Annotated in this window: 18 protein-coding genes; 8 read left to right on the forward strand and 10 right to left on the reverse strand. The window is 55.0% G+C overall.

The window, feature by feature from the left end; all coding sequences use genetic code 11:
* Positions 1 to 20 precede the first annotated feature (20 nt).
* On the reverse strand, positions 21 to 1394 hold the full coding sequence (cpxA, locus tag PYW49_RS22515; protein ID WP_023309731.1) for an envelope stress sensor histidine kinase CpxA: 1374 nt from the start codon (positions 1392 to 1394) through the stop codon (positions 21 to 23).
* Complete coding sequence (gene cpxR / locus PYW49_RS22520) at positions 1391 to 2089, reverse strand: envelope stress response regulator transcription factor CpxR (RefSeq protein ID WP_006179159.1); 699 nt, start codon at positions 2087 to 2089, stop codon at positions 1391 to 1393. Before cpxR ends, cpxA begins: the two co-directional genes overlap by 4 nt.
* Positions 2090 to 2239: 150 nt before the next feature.
* Here cpxR and cpxP point away from each other — a divergent pair, with 150 nt between their 5' ends.
* The 6 genes from cpxP (at position 2240) to PYW49_RS22550 (ending at position 8366) form a co-directional block, all read left to right on the forward strand.
* Positions 2240 to 2746: a cell-envelope stress modulator CpxP gene (gene cpxP / locus PYW49_RS22525; RefSeq protein ID WP_134347564.1), complete on the forward strand. Its 507-nt coding sequence runs from the start codon at positions 2240 to 2242 to the stop codon at positions 2744 to 2746.
* Positions 2747 to 2899: 153 nt separating this feature from the next.
* On the forward strand, positions 2900 to 3793 hold the full coding sequence (gene fieF, locus PYW49_RS22530) for a CDF family cation-efflux transporter FieF (protein ID WP_134347563.1): 894 nt from the start codon (positions 2900 to 2902) through the stop codon (positions 3791 to 3793).
* Between the two features lie 174 nt (positions 3794 to 3967).
* Positions 3968 to 4930: a 6-phosphofructokinase gene (gene pfkA / locus PYW49_RS22535; protein WP_134347562.1), complete on the forward strand. Its 963-nt coding sequence runs from the start codon at positions 3968 to 3970 to the stop codon at positions 4928 to 4930.
* Between the two features lie 217 nt (positions 4931 to 5147).
* Positions 5148 to 6137 carry a sulfate ABC transporter substrate-binding protein gene (locus PYW49_RS22540; protein WP_134347561.1) on the forward strand — a complete coding sequence of 330 codons (990 nt, stop codon included), beginning with the start codon at positions 5148 to 5150 and terminating at the stop codon, positions 6135 to 6137.
* A gap of 107 nt (positions 6138 to 6244) precedes the next feature.
* Positions 6245 to 6988, forward strand: a complete 744-nt coding sequence (locus tag PYW49_RS22545) for a CDP-diacylglycerol diphosphatase (RefSeq protein ID WP_320387586.1) — start codon at positions 6245 to 6247, stop codon at positions 6986 to 6988.
* Positions 6989 to 7061: 73 nt separating this feature from the next.
* On the forward strand, positions 7062 to 8366 hold the full coding sequence (locus PYW49_RS22550; RefSeq protein WP_320387587.1) for an SLC13 family permease: 1305 nt from the start codon (positions 7062 to 7064) through the stop codon (positions 8364 to 8366).
* A 49-nt stretch (positions 8367 to 8415) separates the two neighbouring features.
* Here the strand turns inward: PYW49_RS22550 and tpiA are convergent, their stop codons facing one another.
* Together tpiA and PYW49_RS22560 are read right to left on the reverse strand one after the other, a co-directional pair.
* Complete coding sequence (gene tpiA, locus PYW49_RS22555; protein ID WP_010436926.1) at positions 8416 to 9183, reverse strand: triose-phosphate isomerase; 768 nt, start codon at positions 9181 to 9183, stop codon at positions 8416 to 8418.
* Positions 9184 to 9294: 111 nt separating this feature from the next.
* Positions 9295 to 9891 (reverse strand): DUF1454 family protein, encoded by a 597-nt coding sequence (locus PYW49_RS22560; protein WP_320387590.1) that lies wholly within the window; start codon positions 9889 to 9891, stop codon positions 9295 to 9297.
* A gap of 112 nt (positions 9892 to 10003) precedes the next feature.
* Here PYW49_RS22560 and PYW49_RS22565 point away from each other — a divergent pair, with 112 nt between their 5' ends.
* Positions 10004 to 10423: a DUF805 domain-containing protein gene (locus PYW49_RS22565; protein ID WP_023293600.1), complete on the forward strand. Its 420-nt coding sequence runs from the start codon at positions 10004 to 10006 to the stop codon at positions 10421 to 10423.
* On the opposite strand, the gene fpr is transcribed toward PYW49_RS22565, so the two are convergent.
* The 4 genes from fpr to PYW49_RS22585 all read right to left on the reverse strand — a co-directional run bounded on the left by fpr (position 10424) and on the right by PYW49_RS22585 (position 14779).
* A complete protein-coding gene (fpr, locus tag PYW49_RS22570) occupies positions 10424 to 11170 on the reverse strand; it encodes a ferredoxin--NADP(+) reductase (RefSeq protein WP_045909118.1) in 747 nt (248 codons plus the stop codon).
* A gap of 96 nt (positions 11171 to 11266) precedes the next feature.
* Positions 11267 to 12277 (reverse strand): class II fructose-bisphosphatase, encoded by a 1011-nt coding sequence (glpX, locus tag PYW49_RS22575; RefSeq protein ID WP_134347556.1) that lies wholly within the window; start codon positions 12275 to 12277, stop codon positions 11267 to 11269.
* 126 nt (positions 12278 to 12403) lie between these two features.
* The gene (gene glpK / locus PYW49_RS22580) at positions 12404 to 13912 is read right to left on the reverse strand and encodes a glycerol kinase GlpK (protein WP_029739196.1); all 1509 of its coding nucleotides are present in this window, start codon (positions 13910 to 13912) and stop codon (positions 12404 to 12406) included.
* Between the two features lie 21 nt (positions 13913 to 13933).
* Positions 13934 to 14779, reverse strand: a complete 846-nt coding sequence (locus PYW49_RS22585; RefSeq protein WP_032639961.1) for an MIP/aquaporin family protein — start codon at positions 14777 to 14779, stop codon at positions 13934 to 13936.
* A 399-nt stretch (positions 14780 to 15178) separates the two neighbouring features.
* Here PYW49_RS22585 and zapB point away from each other — a divergent pair, with 399 nt between their 5' ends.
* Positions 15179 to 15418: a septal ring assembly protein ZapB gene (zapB, locus tag PYW49_RS22590; RefSeq protein WP_010436935.1), complete on the forward strand. Its 240-nt coding sequence runs from the start codon at positions 15179 to 15181 to the stop codon at positions 15416 to 15418.
* 585 nt (positions 15419 to 16003) lie between these two features.
* Here the strand turns inward: zapB and rraA are convergent.
* Positions 16004 to 16489: a ribonuclease E activity regulator RraA gene (gene rraA, locus PYW49_RS22595; protein WP_025758826.1), complete on the reverse strand. Its 486-nt coding sequence runs from the start codon at positions 16487 to 16489 to the stop codon at positions 16004 to 16006.
* Between the two features lie 92 nt (positions 16490 to 16581).
* Positions 16582 to 17502 (reverse strand): 1,4-dihydroxy-2-naphthoate polyprenyltransferase, encoded by a 921-nt coding sequence (gene menA, locus PYW49_RS22600; protein WP_134347554.1) that lies wholly within the window; start codon positions 17500 to 17502, stop codon positions 16582 to 16584.
* Positions 17503 to 17528 lie beyond the last annotated feature (26 nt).

Raw genomic sequence — 17528 nt, forward strand, 5'->3', positions numbered from 1 at the left:
CCGCCACCCGGCACATACGTCTACGAACGCTTATACAACGGCAGCCACAGCGTTAACCGCAACCCGCCCAGCGGGCTATCATCGGCTTTCACCCAGCCGCGGTGCTGCTGCATGGCGGTTTCAACAATCGCCAGACCCAGTCCCGTCCCGCCAGACTCGCGGTCGCGCGCTTCGTCGGTGCGGTAGAACGGACGGAAAATCTGCTCGCGATCTTCCGGGCTCACGCCAGGACCGTCGTCATCGACAATAACGGTGATCCCGTCTTTATCCACCGAGAACGCCACCTCAATCTTCGTATGCGAGTAGCGCAGGGCGTTACGCACGATATTCTCCAGCGCGCTTTCCAGCGTGTTGGGGTTACCGTACAGCGGCCATGGCCCCGGCGGGAAGTTGACGGTAAACGATTTGCCCATCTGTTCCGCTTCGAACGCCGCGTTATCCAGCACTTCATGCCACAGATGATTGGCTTTCACCGTTTCGCTGACCAGCGCGTTTTTCTGCTGATTACGCGACATGACCAGCAGGTCGTTGATCATGCTGTCCAGGCGGTGAGCTTCCGTTTCAATACGCTCCAGCTCCTTGCTCTCACCGCTGCGGCGACGCAACAGCGCGGTGCCAAGCTGCAAGCGCGTGAGCGGGGTGCGCAGCTCGTGCGAGATATCCGACAGCAGGCGTTGCTGCGCCGTCATCATCCGATCGAGCGCGCTCACCATCTGGTTAAAACTGGTCCCGGCGGCAAGGAACTCCTGCGGTCCGGCTTCCAGTTCAGGATGCTGTCGCAGGTTACCCTGAGCGACTTCATCGGCGGCATTTTTCAGCTTACGTGCCGGTTTTGCCAGGCTCCACGCCAGCCATAACAGCAGCGGGGAACTGACCAGCATGGTGACAATCAACAGCAGGAGAGGGCGGTCAAACAGCAGGTTGATGAAGTCGGACTGGGAATTGCTCGCCGGACGAATCAGGTAGAGTTGATAATTATCCTCCCCGTCCCTGACGGAGAAAGGCCCCACCATCTCTACGCGGCCATATTTCTTCTTCTGGGGGTGATCGGCGTTATCCGCCTGGCCAATAAAGTTGCGGATGATCTGCATCTCGTTGCGATCGGCCCCAATCACGCGACCTTCGCTGGTGACCAGCAAAAGACGCTGCCCGGGAGGCGCCCACTTGTCGATAGCGCGAAACAGCCTGCGCCACCACATCAGATCGTTCGGTGGATCGTTTGCCAGCTCGGCTTCCACGTGCTGCTCGATCATCACGCCCTGACGTTGCTCGCTGTCGAGAAGCTCCGTCATCTGGCGTGAGTCGAGTTTTGGCAACATCAGTACGAGCATTAAAACCAGTGCCAGCGTCAGCCAGAAGATGGCGAAGATGCGGGCGGTTAAGCTTCCTATCATGAAGCGGAAACCATCAGATAACCACGACCACGCAGGGTTTTAAACCATGGGTGACCGTCTTTACGCTCCGGCAGCTTACGGCGCAGGTTAGAGATGTGCATGTCGATGGCGCGGTCAAACGGGGTGAGGCGTTTACCCAGCACTTCCTGACTTAAATGTTCACGCGATACCACCTGGCCGAGGTGCTGCGCCAGCAGATAAAGCAGGGTGAACTCCGTACCGGTCAGTTCCAGCGTCTGGCCGTCGAAGCTCGCTTCCTGGCGGCCCGGGTTCAGGCTCAGGGAGTCGACTTCAAGGGTTGGTGAGCTATTGTCGGTATTTTGCTGCTGCTCGCTCCAGTGGGAACGTCGCAGGATAGCGCGAATACGGGCAACCAGTTCACGGTCGTTAAACGGTTTGGGTAAATAGTCATCCGCGCCCAGCTCAAGGCCGAGTACGCGGTCAAGTTCGCTGCCGCGTGCGGTCAGCATGATAACGGGAGTCTGGTGTGTCTGGCGAAGCTCTTTCAACGTATCGATACCGTTCTTCTTTGGCATCATGACGTCGAGCAAAAGTAAATCGATGCTGTCGTCAAGGAGACTCAGCGCCTGCTCGCCATCATGGGCAACCAGGACGTTGAAACCTTCCATGTCGAGCAACTCCTTTAAAAGGGATGTGAGCTCTCGGTCATCATCAACTAACAGGATTTTATTCATTGTTTAAATACCTCCGAGGCAGAAATTACGACATCAAGGCTGTCTAATCCATGACTTTACGTTGTTTTACACCCCCTGACGCATGTTTGCAGCCTGAATCGTAGACTGTCTCTCGTTGAATCGCGACACGAAAGATTTTGGGAGCAAGTGATGCGCAAAGTTACCGCTGCCGTCATGGCCTCAACGCTGGCGTTCAGTGCGTTTAGCCAGGCTGCTGTAGCTATCATCAGCGATAACGGTTCCTCGCAAGAGGGCGCAACGCAGCACAGTAGCCAAAGCCATATGTTTGACGGCATAAGTTTAACCGAACATCAGCGTCAACAGATGCGAGATCTGATGCAGAGGGCACGACACGACCAGCCCCCTGTTAATGTTAGCGAAATGGAGACAATGCATCGCCTTGTCACCGCAGAAAATTTTGACGAAAGCGCTGTTCGCGCTCAGGCCGAAAAAATGGCACAGGAACAGGTTGCCCGCCAGGTAGAGATGGCGAAGGTCCGCAACCAGATGTTCCACCTGCTAACGCCCGAGCAGCAAGCGGTTTTGAACACCAAACATCAGCAGCGAATGGACCAGCTGCGTGAGGTTGCACGGATGCAGCGAAGCTCAGAAACGACGTTTTTCAGTAGCAATAGCAGTACCCGTAGTAACCAGTAAACCCTGTTTTCCTTGCCATAGACACCATCCCTGTCTTCCCCCACATGATGTGGGGGTTTTTTTTGCCCTTCATTCAGGTTTGTTAACCGTTTATTCATCCTTTGACTCCTCAAGCATCCGTTATACTAGCGGCATGACATGACAGGAGCGTTTATGAATCAATCCTATGGAAGACTGGTAAGCCGGGCAGCAATGGCCGCGACGGTAATGGCGTCGTGCTTGCTGGTCATCAAGGTTTTCGCGTGGTGGTATACCGGCTCGGTCAGTATTCTGGCGGCGCTGGTGGACTCGCTGGTGGACATTGCCGCCTCGCTGACCAACCTGCTGGTGGTGCGTTACTCGCTGCAGCCGGCAGATGAAGAGCACACGTTTGGGCATGGCAAAGCGGAATCGCTGGCCGCGCTGGCGCAAAGTATGTTCATTTCTGGTTCTGCGCTGTTCCTGTTTTTAACCGGCATTCAGCATCTCGTCTCGCCGACACCAATGAACGATCCCGGCGTGGGCGTGATTGTGACGATCGTTGCACTTATATGCACACTTGTTCTGGTAACGTTCCAGCGCTGGGTCGTTCGCAAAACGCAAAGCCAGGCTGTACGGGCGGATATGCTTCATTATCAATCTGATGTTATGATGAATGGGGCAATTCTTATTGCGCTCGGTCTGGCCTGGTATGGCTGGCATCGGGCCGATGCGTTGTTTGCGTTAGGGATTGGTATCTATATTTTATATAGCGCCCTGCGGATGGGGTACGAAGCGGTGCAATCACTGCTTGACCGCGCCCTCCCGGACTCGGAACGCAATGAAATTTTTTCTATCGTGACCTCCTGGCCCGGCGTCAGCGGTGCACACGATCTTCGAACGCGGCAGTCAGGGCCGACCCGCTTTATTCAGATTCATATTGAAATGGAAGACAACCTGCCACTGGTTCAGGCTCACGTTATTGCTGAGCAGGTCGAGCAGGCGATTTTGCAGCGTTTTCCTGGTTCAGACGTCATCATTCACCAGGATCCCTGCTCGGTTGTATCCGGACATGTTGGGCTTTCGTAATTCGTTGTAAAAAAGTGAGCCAGGCCAGCATTTTGTGTATAAATTACCGCCATTTGGTCTGACCTGAATCAATTCAGCTGGAAGGGATTGATATACTATTTGCAGTATTCGTTGGCCGATAAATTTCTTCCGGCAACAGATTTCAATTTTGCATTCCTAAGTTCAGAGGTAGTCATGATTAAGAAAATCGGTGTGTTGACAAGCGGCGGTGATGCGCCGGGCATGAACGCGGCAATTCGTGGTGTTGTCCGTGCAGCGTTGACGGAAGGCCTGGAAGTTTTTGGCGTTTATGACGGTTATCTGGGCCTGTATGAAGATCGTATGGTTCAGTTAGACCGTTACAGCGTGTCTGACATGATCAACCGTGGCGGTACTTTCCTTGGTTCTGCGCGCTTCCCGGAATTCCGTGATGAACACGTTCGTGAAGTGGCTATCGAAAACATGAAGAAACGCGGCCTGGATGCCCTGGTGGTTATCGGTGGTGACGGTTCCTATATGGGTGCAAAACGTCTGACCGAAATGGGCTTCCCGTGCATCGGTCTGCCAGGTACTATCGACAACGACATTAAAGGTACTGACTACACTATCGGCTTCTTTACTGCGCTGGGAACCGTTGTTGAAGCGATTGACCGTCTGCGTGACACCTCGTCTTCTCACCAGCGTATCTCTATCGTAGAAGTGATGGGCCGTTACTGTGGCGACCTGACTCTGGCGGCAGCCATTGCGGGCGGTTGCGAATTTATCGTCGTGCCGGAAGTCGAATTTAGCCGTGAAGATCTGGTGGCTGAAATCAAAGCGGGCATCGCGAAAGGTAAAAAACACGCGATCGTTGCTATCACCGAGCACATCTGTGACGTTGACGAGCTGGCGAAGTACATCGAAGCTGAAACCAAACGTGAAACCCGTGCGACCGTTCTGGGTCACATCCAGCGCGGTGGCTCTCCTGGCCCGTACGACCGTATCCTGGCATCCCGTATGGGTGCGTATGCTATCGATCTGCTGCTGCAAGGCCATGGCGGTCGTTGCGTCGGTATTCAGAACGAAAAACTGGTTCACCATGACATCATCGACGCCATTGAAAGCATGAAGCGTCCGTTCAAAGGTGACTGGCTGGACTGCGCGAAAAAACTGTATTGATCGGCGTTTGTATTGTGCCGGGTGGCGGCTTCGCCTTACCCGGCCTACAAAAGCACGGTTCGTAGGCCCGGTAAGCGAAGCGCCACCGGGCTTTTTTGTCCGCAGAGTTTGCCTTTTTATTCCTCAAAGTTATAGCCAATCTTTTTTTATTCTTTAATCCTCGATTCGCTTTCTGGCACGCTGCATTCATCAAAACACTACACAAGAGAGCTGGGCGATGAATAAATGGGGCGTGGGTTTTACATTATTGCTGGCATCGACCAGCGTTCTGGCTAAGGACATCCAGTTACTGAACGTGTCATACGACCCGACGCGTGAACTGTATGAGCAATACAACAAAGCGTTTGCGGCACACTGGAAGCAGGAAACCGGCGACAATGTTGTGGTTCGCCAGTCTCACGGTGGTTCTGGTAAGCAGGCGACCTCCGTCATCAACGGTATTGAAGCCGACGTGGTGACCCTGGCGCTGGCCTACGATGTTGACGCTATCGCCGAGCGTGGCCGCATCGACAAAAACTGGATCAAACGTCTGCCGGATAACTCCGCGCCATACACCTCGACCATTGTTTTCCTGGTACGTAAAGGCAACCCGAAACAGATCCATGACTGGAATGACCTGGTTAAACCAGGCGTGTCAGTCATTACGCCTAACCCGAAAAGCTCTGGCGGCGCTCGCTGGAACTACCTGGGCGCATGGGGCTACGCGCTGCATCACAACAATGGCGACCAGGCCAAAGCGCAGGAATTTGTGAAAGCGCTGTATAAAAACGTTGAGGTGCTGGACTCCGGCGCGCGTGGCGCCACCAACACCTTCGTAGAGCGCGGGATTGGCGACGTGCTGATCGCATGGGAAAACGAAGCCCTGCTGGCCACCAACGAACTGGGCAAAGACAAGTTTGAGATTGTCACCCCGAGCGAGTCTATTCTTGCCGAGCCGACTGTTTCCGTGGTCGACAAAGTGGTTGAGAAAAAAGACACCAAAGCGGTGGCGGAAGCGTACCTGAAGTATCTCTACTCGCCAGAAGGCCAGGAAATTGCGGCGAAAAACTTCTATCGTCCACGGGATCCGGCGGTTGCGAAGAAATACGAAAGCGTCTTCCCTAAACTGAAGCTCTTCACCATTGATGACGAGTTCGGCGGCTGGACGAAAGCGCAGAAAGAGCACTTCTCTAACGGTGGCACCTTCGACCAGATCAGCCAGCGCTAACCCTTAGCCAATGACACGATGACCCGGCGTGAGAAATCCGCCGGGTTTTTTATTTGGTCATCATTTTGCGTTACTCTTTTGCCTCTATTGAAAACAGGGAACGCGTTGTGAAAAAAATTATCTTATTGCTCCTGATTGTCATCGCCCTTGCCGCAGGCGGCGGGTACTGGATGAAAGCGGGTAATCCGAATGCGTTGCGACATATCGTTCTCGACCAGTGTGTGCCGAATCAGATCCAGAACCGTAACCCGGCGCCGTGTGCGCAGGTGAAAACGGATGCAGGCTATGTGGTGTTTAAAGATCGCAACGGGCCGCTGCAGTATTTGCTGATGCCAACCTACCGAATTAACGGTACCGAAAGTCCGCTTTTGACCGAATCTCATACGCCGAATTTTTTCTGGCTGGCCTGGCAGTCGCGAAGCTTTATGACCCTGAAGCGTGGATCCGAGGTGCCTGACAGCGCGATTTCACTGACGATCAACTCCCCGACAGGCCGTACGCAGAACCATTTCCATATTCACATTTCCTGCCTGCGCCCGGACGTGCGTGAGAAGCTCAATGCGGCTCAGGGCGAAATCACTACCCAGTGGCTACCGCTCCCGGGCGGGCTGGAAGGGCATGAATATCTTGCTCGTCGGGTAACAGAGAATGAACTGGTCCAGCGCAGCCCGTTTATGATGCTGGCAGAAGAGCTGCCGGAAGCGCGCGACCATATGGGGCGCTTCGCGCTGGCGATGGCGCAGCAGTCGGATGGTTCGTTTGTTTTGCTGGCGACCGAGCGCAACCTGCTGATGCTGAACCGCGCGTCGGCTGAGGAATTGCAGGATCATCAATGCGATATCCTGAAGTGACCCCACTATAAATAGCGTTTACTCGTCCTGCCTGTCGCCGTAGACTTGCTGAAAAATTCTACAGGAGACAGGTATGTCGCTCTGGTTAACGTATCCTCTGCTGCTGCCTTCATTGATCGTTGGCGTTACCATCGTGCTATGGGCGACGTCGCTACTACCGGAATTTATCACCGCGCTGCTGTTCTTCACGGCGGCGATGACCGCGAAAATCGCCCCTCCTGAGGCGATCTTCGGCGGTTTTTCCTCGTCGGCTTTCTGGCTGGTATTCAGCGGTTTTGTGCTCGGCGTGGCGATCCGTAAAACCGGACTGGCCGACAGGGCCGCCCGGGCCCTGTCCGCAAAGCTCACCGACTCCTGGGTATTGATGGTGGCGAGCGTGGTGCTGCTGAGCTATGCGCTGGCGTTTGTGATGCCGTCGAATATGGGACGTATTGCACTGTTGATGCCGATTGTCGCCGCGATGGCTAAACGTGCCGGTATACCCGACGGCTCCCGCGCCTGGTTTGGTCTGGCGCTGGCGGTGGGGTTCGGGACTTTCCAGCTCTCGGCGACTATCCTGCCTGCTAACGTCCCTAACCTGGTCATGAGCGGTGCGGCGGAAGGCTCGTACGGCATCCATCTGAATTATGTCCCGTATCTGCTGCTGCACACGCCGGTGCTGGGTATTCTTAAAGGCCTGATTCTGATTGGCCTGATCTGCTGGCTTTTTCCCGGTAGCCCTAAACCACCGAAGGAACTGGTGCCATCTGAACCCATGGGGCGGGATGAGAAGCGTCTTGCCTGGCTGCTGGCGGTGGTATTGGGGATGTGGGTGACGGAGAGCTGGCACGGCGTGGGGCCCGCGTGGACGGGGCTGGCGGCATCGGTCATCGTTATGTTGCCGCGCGTTGGCTTTATCACCGGAGAGGAGTTTTCTGCGGGGGTGAATATGCGTACCTGTATCTATGTTGCAGGTATTCTTGGGCTGGCGATCGTCGTAACGCAAACCGGAATTGGAACGGCGGTGGGCGAGGCGTTGCTCCGCATTATGCCGCTGGATGCAGACAGGCCATTCACCAGTTTCCTGGCGCTGACCGGTATTACCACAGCCCTCAACTTCATTATGACCGCCAACGGCGTTCCGGCGCTGTATACCACCCTGGCACAGAGTTTTTCGGATGCGACCGGTTTCCCGCTGCTGTCGGTGATCATGATTCAGGTGCTGGGCTATTCCACACCGCTGCTGCCATATCAGGCGTCACCGATTGTCGTGGCGATGGGCTTAGGGAAGGTGCCTGCGAAGGCGGGGATGGTGCTCTGTCTGGCGCTGGCGATTGCAACCTATCTGGTGTTGCTGCCGCTGGATTATGTGTGGTTTAGCGTATTAGGCCGTTTGTAGCGGTTTTTTGTGTGGCGGGTAAGCGCAAGCGCCACCCGCCACAACAGCATTACGCCTGTTTAGCCGCTTCTGCTGCTTTAACGATCACCGCGAAAGCGTCAGCTTTCAGGGATGCACCGCCAACCAGCGCGCCATCGATGTCTGGCTGGGTGAACAGCTCAGCAGCGTTTGCTGCGTTTACGGAACCGCCGTACTGGATGATAACCTGCTCAGCCACTTTCGCGTCTGCTTTAGCAATGTGGTCGCGGATGAATTTGTGAACCGCCTGCGCCTGCGCAGGGGTTGCAGATTTACCGGTACCGATCGCCCAAACTGGCTCGTATGCGATGACCGCGCCTTCGAACGCTGCCGCGCCCTGGGTTTTCAGCACCGCGTCGATCTGACGTGCGCACACTTCTTCGGTTTTGCCTGCTTCGTTTTCTGCTTCGGTTTCACCGATGCACAGAACCGGGATCAGACCCTGCTCTTTCAGCACAGCGAATTTCTTCGCGATGAACTCGTCGGATTCTTTGTGGTAGGTGCGACGCTCAGAGTGGCCGATGATGATGTATTTCGCGCCGATATCTTTCAGCATTTCAGCGGAGGTTTCACCGGTGAACGCGCCAGACAGGTTAACGTCAACGTTTTGCGCGCCCAGCACGATGTGGCTGCCGTCAGCGGCGTGTTTAGCCAGATCCAGGTACATATCCGGCGGAGCGATAGCAACCGCGCAGCCTGTCACGCCAGCCAGCTCTTTACGCAGGTTCGCAACCAGTTCGTTTACCATGTGGCGGCTGCCGTTCAGTTTCCAGTTACCCATCACTAAAGGATGTCGCATTTCAATTCTCCACGCTAAATAAGCGAATTAAGGAATATGGCCACCCTGACGGGCAGCATGGTCTGTGAATCAGTATAGAGATTTTCCCTCGAAAGGCTTTGCTTTTTGTCATTAATTCGCCCCGCCGAGGGTGTCAGATAGTGCCAGCTTAATCGGTTCAACAGCGAAGGTCAGTCCTTTTTCGCCGTTGTCCGCCACAACATAGCGGATCGCGCCTTCGGTATCGGCGTAGTAACGCTTATTTTTACCGGCGGTGAGGAGTTTTTGCAGTTTTTGCTGGCTCTGTTTTTTCGTCAACGCAGGGGTAAAAGCCTGCAGCACTGCGCTCATGTACTCCAGCGCCTTCGCCTTAGCGGCTTTTTGCTCTGGCCCCTGTATCGGCAGCCAGGTGATTTGCATACTTTTGATTTTTAACGTACCGCGCTCCAGCGCCGTGGAGGCATACAAATTCTCGTTAATCTTGCTTGCCGCGCGGGTCAGTGTGGGGGTATCGCGGGAGCCATCAATGGCGCGAAATTCATCCAGTGGTAGCGTTGGGTTGGCCTGATTGAAGGTTTCACGAAACTGGCTAATGGACTGATCGAACGACGGTGCGCCCGCCAGCAGATACGGCGCTGTGGTCGGGGCAGTGGTTTCGGCGGCGTGCAGGGGAAAACCCGCGCTAAGCATCGCAAAACACAGGTAAAGAGAACGTGCCGAACTTTTCATCAACATTGCCCCTGGCCGTAAGTGCTCATGATTAAAACGATATCTGGTCGGCTTGTCAAAAGGTCACAACTCCAGGGTAAAATGCGCGCTATACGATAATAAGGAACCTTACATGACCATACAGCAGTGGCTGTTTTCATTCAAAGGGCGTATTGGACGCCGTGATTTCTGGATCTGGATGGTGACGTGGGTTGTCGCCATGCTGCTTCTTTTTTTCGTTGCTTATAACGCCTGGCTAAGCACGCAAACGGCGGCATTTGCGCTGGTCTGCCTGCTATGGCCAACGGCCGCCGTCGTAGTGAAACGTCTGCACGATCGCGGTCGTTCCGGCGCGTGGGCGTTTCTGATTATTCTGGCGTGGATGCTGGTGGCGGGGAACTGGGCGATGCTTCCATCCATTCTGCCGTGGGTCGTGGGCAGGCTGCTGCCGTCGGTCATCTTCGTGATGATGATTGTCGATCTGGGCGCGTTTATCGGCACCCAGAGCGAAAACAAATACGGTAAAGATACCGTTGAGGTGAAATACCGCTGATCACCAGTAGTGTTCGGCGGTCATATGGCCCGGCCGGCGGCGAAGATGTTTCGTCATCTGCCGGGTATCCTTCAGAAGCTGCTGCGTGTCCCGTACCATCTGCGGGTTGCCACACAGCATGACGTGGCTGGTTTCAGCGTTCAACGGCAAACCTACTGCCTCTTCCAGAGCGCCACTTTCAATAAGCGCCGGCACACGACCGGTAAGCGTTCCTGCTACGGTTTCGCGGCTGACCACCGTCTGAATCTTTAACTTCCCGCCGTACTGCTGTTCCAGCGCCTGCATCTGCGGCAAATAGCTCAGGTCTGCGGCGTAGCGCGCAGCATGAACCAGCACGATGTTTTTAAAGCGCTCCAGATCTTTACCGTACTGCAAAATAGAGAGATAAGGGCCGATGGCCGTACCGGTTGCCAGCATCCAGAGCGTGTCACAATCAGGGATCTCTTCGAGCACAAAGAAGCCTGCCGCTTCACTCACAATTTGCACCTCGTCACCGGGCTTAAGCGCGGCAAGGCGCGGGCTGAGCTTGCCGTCAGGAACGGTGACCAGATAGAACTCAAGATCCGGGTTATCAGGTGCGTTAACGTAAGAGTAGGCGCGCTGCACGCGCTCGCCGTCAACATCCAGCCCCAGCTTCGCAAACTGCCCGGCTTTAAACGGGTGAACGGGAGCATGTACGGTGAGACTAAATAGCGCATCGGTCCAGAACTGTACCTTTGTGACTTTACCTGTTACCCAGTCCGCCATGATCTTCTCCTGTGCTGTTTCTCTGTTCTATCTTCCGTACTTGTGGTGACAATTTCCAGCCCGTCAGGGCCGGAAAGCTCTATCGATCAAACGGTTTTACAGAATGTGCGTCTGCACGTCCGGGTCTTTACGGTCGAGATAGTGAATAGACTGAATGCGGCGAATAGTGCGTGATTTACCGCGGATCAGCAGTGTTTCAGTGGTGGCCATATTGCCCTTGCGGGTGATGCCGTCCAGCAGATCGCCTTTGGTGATGCCGGTCGCCGAGAAGATAACGTTATCGCTACGCGCCATCTCGTCCAGAGCCAGCACTTTATTGGCCTCGATACCCATCGCTTCGCAGCGTGCCAGCTCGTTTTCTCCGATACGGCGGTTCTCTTCGCTGTCGCCTTTCACCTCATGGCGGGGCAGCAGTCGGGCCTGCATATCGCCATCCAGCGCGCGGATCACTGCTGCAGAGACCACACCTTCCGGTGCGCCGCCGATGCCATACAAAACATCCACTTCGCTGTCCGGCATGCAGGTCAGAATGGAGGCGGCAACGTCACCATCCGGAATCGCAAATACGCGTACGCCGAGCTTTTGCATCTGCGCGATGGTGGCGTCGTGGCGTGGTTTTGCCAGAATAGTCACGGTAAGTTCGCTAAGGGGTTTGCCCAGGGCTTTGGCGATGTTGTGCAGGTTCTCTTCCAGCGGCAGGCTGAGGTCGATAGCGCCCTTCGCGCCAGGCCCGACAATCAGCTTCTCCATATACATATCCGGCGCGTTGAGGAAGCAGCCTTTATCGCCTACGGCCAGCACCGCTAACGCATTGGCCTGACCCATCGCCGTCATTCGGGTGCCTTCGATCGGGTCGACGGCGATATCCACGGCGTCGCCTTTGCCGGTACCGACTTTTTCACCGATATAGAGCATTGGTGCTTCGTCGATTTCGCCTTCGCCGATCACGATAGTGCCGTCGATGTTGACCTGGTTAAGCACAATGCGCATGGCATGGACGGCGGCACCGTCTGCGGTATTTTTGTCGCCACGGCCCAGCCATTTATAGCCTGCGAGGGCAGCTGCTTCGGTGACGCGGGAAAACTCGATAGCAAGTTCACGTTTCATTAGGTACTCGTGCAATCAAAAGGAATTGCACGAAGTTTATCACAGAGTGGGGAGGGGTGAGGGGACCGGTGCGGTCGGAGCCCCTCACCCTAACCCTCTCCCCAGGGGAGAGGGGATTAAGGACAATTACTCTTCGTGATCTTCCCACGCCAGGGCGCGTTTCACCGCTTTTTTCCAGCCGCTGTAGCGGAAGTTACGCTCGGTGGTTTCGATGCCTGGGCGGAATTCGCGTTCAATAACTGCTTTTTCCTGCAGCTCGTCCAGGTTCTGCCAGAAGCCTACTGCCAGACCGGCAAGGTATGCCGCGCCCAGCGCCGTTACTTCACGCACTTCCGGGCGTTCAACGCGGGTGCCCAGAATGTCGGACTGGAACTGCATCAGGAAGTTGTTCGCAACCGCACCGCCGTCCACGCGCAGGGCGTGCAGACGAATCCCGGAGTCAGCCTGCATCGCTTCCAGTACGTCGCGCGTCTGATAGGCGATAGATTCCAGCGTGGCGCGAATAATGTGGTTAGAGTTCACACCACGCGTCAGGCCGAAAATCGCGCCGCGTGCATACGGATCCCAGTACGGTGCGCCCAGACCGGTGAACGCAGGCACTACATACACGCCGTTGGTGTCTTTCACTTTGGTAGCGAAGTATTCAGAGTCGAATGCATCGCTGATCAGCTTCATCTCGTCACGCAGCCACTGGATAGACGCACCGGCCATGAACACCGCACCTTCGAGGGCATAGTTCACTTCGCCGCGCGGGCCGCAGGCGATGGTGGTCAGCAGGCCGTTTTCTGATTTCACCGCTTTCTCGCCGGTGTTCATCAGCATAAAGCAGCCGGTGCCGTAGGTATTCTTCGCCATCCCTTCTTTGACGCACAGCTGGCCGAACAACGCCGCCTGCTGGTCACCGGCGATACCGGCGATAGGAATACGCGTACCGCCTTTACCGCCAATGTTGGTCTGACCGTACACTTCAGAAGATTTGCGCACTTCAGGCAGCATCGCGCGTGGGATATCCAGCGCGTCCAGCATCTTGTCATCCCACTCCAGGGTGTTGATGTTGAACAGCATGGTACGCGAGGCGTTGGTGTAGTCAGTGACGTGGACGCGTCCCTGGGTCATCTTCCAGATAAGCCAGGTGTCAACGGTACCGAACAACAGCTCGCCGCGTTTTGCACGCTCACGTGAACCTTCCACGTGGTCGAGGATCCACTTCACTTTGGTGCCGGAGAAATACGGGTCAACCACCAGGCCGGTGGCGCTGCGCACGTACTCTTCCATACCGTCGCGCTTCAGCTGTTCGCAGATCTCTGATGTACGGCGGCACTGCCAGACGATAGCGTTGTAAATGGGTTTACCGGTTTCGCGTTCCCAGACTACGGTCGTTTCACGCTGGTTGGTGATACCAATGGCGGCAATCTCGTCGGAACTGATATCGGCTTTCGCCAGCACTTCGACCAGCGTGGAGCTTTGTGACGCCCAGATTTCCATCGGGTCGTGTTCTACCCAGCCTGGACGAGGATAAATTTGCTCAAATTCGCGCTGTGACACGCTGACGATGTTCGCGTCATGATCCATTACGACAGCGCGGGAGCTGGTAGTGCCCTGGTCGAGCGCAACGATATATTTTTTTTCGGTCATGGTATGTGTCCCGTAGTCAGATTACAGCGAAGCTTTTTGTTGTGCGGTAGAAGTCGTTTCCTTCTCCTCTTCCACACAGGTGTCGCACGGTAAGTGGCGACCAATTAATTTGCGGTAGCTAAACGCACCCAGCGCAGCCCCGACAACCGGCGCAAACAGCGGTACCAGGAAGTAAGGAATGTCTTTGCCACCGGTGAAGGCGACGTCACCCCAGCCTGCGATAAAGGCGAATGCTTTGGGTCCGATATCACGTGCCGGGTTCATCGCAAATCCGGTCAGCGGGCCCATGGATGCGCCAATCACCGCGATCAGAAGACCAATCAGCAGGGGGGCCAGTGGACCGCGCGGAATGCCGTTTCCGTCGTCGGTCAGCGCCAGGATAACGCCCATCAGAATAGCTGTAATCACCATTTCAACTGCGAACGCCTGCACAAAATTGATATGCGGGTTTGGATAGGTTGAGAAGATACCTGCCAGATCCAGACTTTCGACGCTGCCGCGCACCATATGATGCGTCTGTTCGAAGTCGATGAAAAGATTGTAATAAAGCCCGTAAACTAACGCCGCTGCGCAAAACGCGCCGGCAAACTGAGAAATAATGAAAGGAACAACTTTGCGTCCGTCGAAGCACGCGAACAGCCACAGTGCGATAGTCACCGCCGGGTTAAGATGTGCACCAGAAACCCCTGCGGTCAGGTAGATGGCCATCGCCACGCCCAGACCCCAGATGATACTGATTTCCCACTGACCAAAACTGGCACCCGCCACTTTCAGTGCAGCGACACAGCCCACTCCGAAGAATATCAACAACCCGGTACCAAGGAACTCGGCAATGCACTGGCCTTTTAAGGTTGATGTCTGACTCATAATCGGAATCCTGAAGAAATTGATGTTTATTGTTAGCATGGCCGCCCGTGACAGCCACGATGCCCTGTAGACATAGTGTTAATTTATCGTTAACGAGCAAAAACGAGAAATATCGAAATCAAAATGTGTGGTCTGCGTCAATAAAATGAGCGTTTTCGCGCCATAAAGCACATTTTTGCATCAGCGTCGGAATGTGAGCTGAATCATTTCATTAACGAATGAGTTAACAATTTAGGGGTATGTGACGCGAACGCACCAGGACCAGACCTAAAAGTGTTGCAAACCGCGATCTGCGCGGTGTGTCGCTGGACACAGAGCGCCGCGCTCCATACAATCGACGGTATATGTCGTGCGCGTTTACGTTAAAGCGTCGCCTTGCAATTCAGGAGAGGTAGCATCATGTCTTTAGAAGTGTTTGAGAAACTGGAATCGAAAGTACAGCAGGCGATTGACACCATCACCCTGCTGCAGATGGAAATTGAAGAGCTGAAAGAGAAGAACAACAGCCTGGCGCAGGAAGTTCAGAACGCTCAGCACGGCCGTGAAGAGCTGGAGCGCGAAAACAACCAGCTGCGCGAACAGCAAAACGGCTGGCAGGATCGCCTGCAGGCGCTGCTGGGACGTATGGAAGAAGTCTGATTCCCTTAGGGATTAACTGAAGTAGGCCGGGTAAGGCGAAGCCGCCACCCGGCTTTTTTATGGTTATCGCTAACTGAGATCAAACCATAAAAAAGGCCGCCAGAGGCGGCCTTAACGCTACTTGTCCTGCGCTGTCATAGCATAAGCAACAAACCCACTCGGTTCATCACTCTTTACCACGAGTACGCTGGCGACAATGAACGCGATACATAAATAGCGTTTCATTATGCGGTCCCTGCAGCTAACCGCTCCACCGTTCACCACCGGTGATAAGTCGGTGGACACAAGCCCGGTCAAAGGTTGCTTTACGGTGGTGAATACACCTTTCCCTGGACCGATGCCCATTTGCGAGATGGCGGAAAGGGACGATGCATCATAATGAGCAACAGTAGCGTAGTTAAGGCCTTCAGAGGAAATTAGGAATTTATAAAGGGTCGACGGGGGTTACCAGAGGGATGAACCAGGGTAAGATAAAAATCCTGGTTAAAGGTTGCAAGATAACCCAACGGACCGCGAATCCCGAGGGACAAAAAAACCGCCACATTGCTGTTGGCGGTTTTTTTATGGTTCACGCTGGCTGTTTTACTACTCGATATCCAGCGGATCTTCCGAAAGGATAATCCCGGTGTTATCGGCGTAGAGATGGTCCCCGGAGAAGAAGGTCACGCCGCCGAAGTTAACGCGCACGTCGCTTTCGCCGATACCGTCACCCGCCGCCCCTACCGGTATGGCCGCGATGGCCTGAATCCCGATATCCAGTTCCTCCAGATCGTCCACCTGGCGCACGGAGCCGTATACCACAAGGCCTTCCCACTCATTCTGAACGGCAATGCCGGCCAGTTCAGCATCAATTAATGCACGGCGCACGGAACCGCCGCCGTCGACCACAAGAACGCGGCCGCGGCCGTTCTGTTCGAGCAGATCGTACAGCAACCCGTTGTCCTCGAAACATTTCACCGTGACGATTTGACCGCCAAACGACGACCGCCCACCAAAGTTGGAGAACAGCGGTTCAACGACGTTGACATCTTCCTGGTAGATGTCACAGAGCTCGGAGGTATCGTATTTCATAGGTTTAACGCTCAGTTGCTGCGAATGTGTTCAGTATATCGTGCGAAATGCGTTGTTGGCAAAATCATCAATTGTTAATTGATATTTGTCAGCTAACTGAGCGTCTGGCTTAAAACAATCCCGATGACGAACAACAGGTTAGTCAGCAGGGCGCCTTTTACCGTTCGCTCCAGCATCGGCGGCATGGCTGCCGGGCTAAGTTCACGCATCACAAAGCGAGCCTGTTTAATCAGCAGCGGCGCGGCAAGCACAAACAGCCAGCCCCACAGGCTGTGCAGGGAAATCAGGTTAAACAACGCCAGACAGACCAGAGCACCCAACAGCAGGCAGGCATGGTAGCGACGCGCATTTACCGGCCCCAGACGAACTGCCAAGGTATTTTTGCCGTTCTCACGATCGCTGTCGATGTCGCGCAGGTTGTTGATGTTAAGCACCGCTGTCGCCAGCAGACCGCAAGCGGTCGCGGGCAGGAACAGGGCAGGTATCACCGTATGCGCCTGTAAGTACCAGCTGCCCATCACGCTCAGCCAGCCGAAGAACACCAGTACGGAAATATCCCCAAGTCCAATATAACCGTAGGGGCGCGTACCAACGGTGTAAGTGATGGCCGCGATAATGGCCAATAAACCCAACACCAGGAAGCCAATAAAATCGCTGGTGGTATTAGACGCAACCGTTACCAGCGCCAGGCCGGACACGCAGATCAGCAGCACGGTGATAATCAGCGCGCGTTTCATCTGCGCCTGGGTAATCACACCTTTCTGCATCCCGCGCAGTGGCCCGATACGGTCCGGCTTGTCGCTGCCTTTCACCGCATCGCCGTAGTCGTTGGCAAGATTGGAGAGGATTTGCAGCAGGCCTGCGGTAATCAATGCCAGCGCGGCGACCAGCGGATCAAAGTAACCTTGCCACCAGGCAAGCGCCGTACCGACGATAATCGCGGCAAAGGCCAGAGGAAGGGTTTTAGGGCGCAGACTTTCGAGCCACGCCTGAGTACGGCTGATGTCAGTCATAAGTATTTAGCCAATAAAAATGGGGG

The organism is Enterobacter chinensis (genome assembly GCF_034008295.1).
In the GTDB taxonomy this organism is placed as follows: Bacteria; Pseudomonadota; Gammaproteobacteria; order Enterobacterales; family Enterobacteriaceae; genus Enterobacter; species Enterobacter chinensis.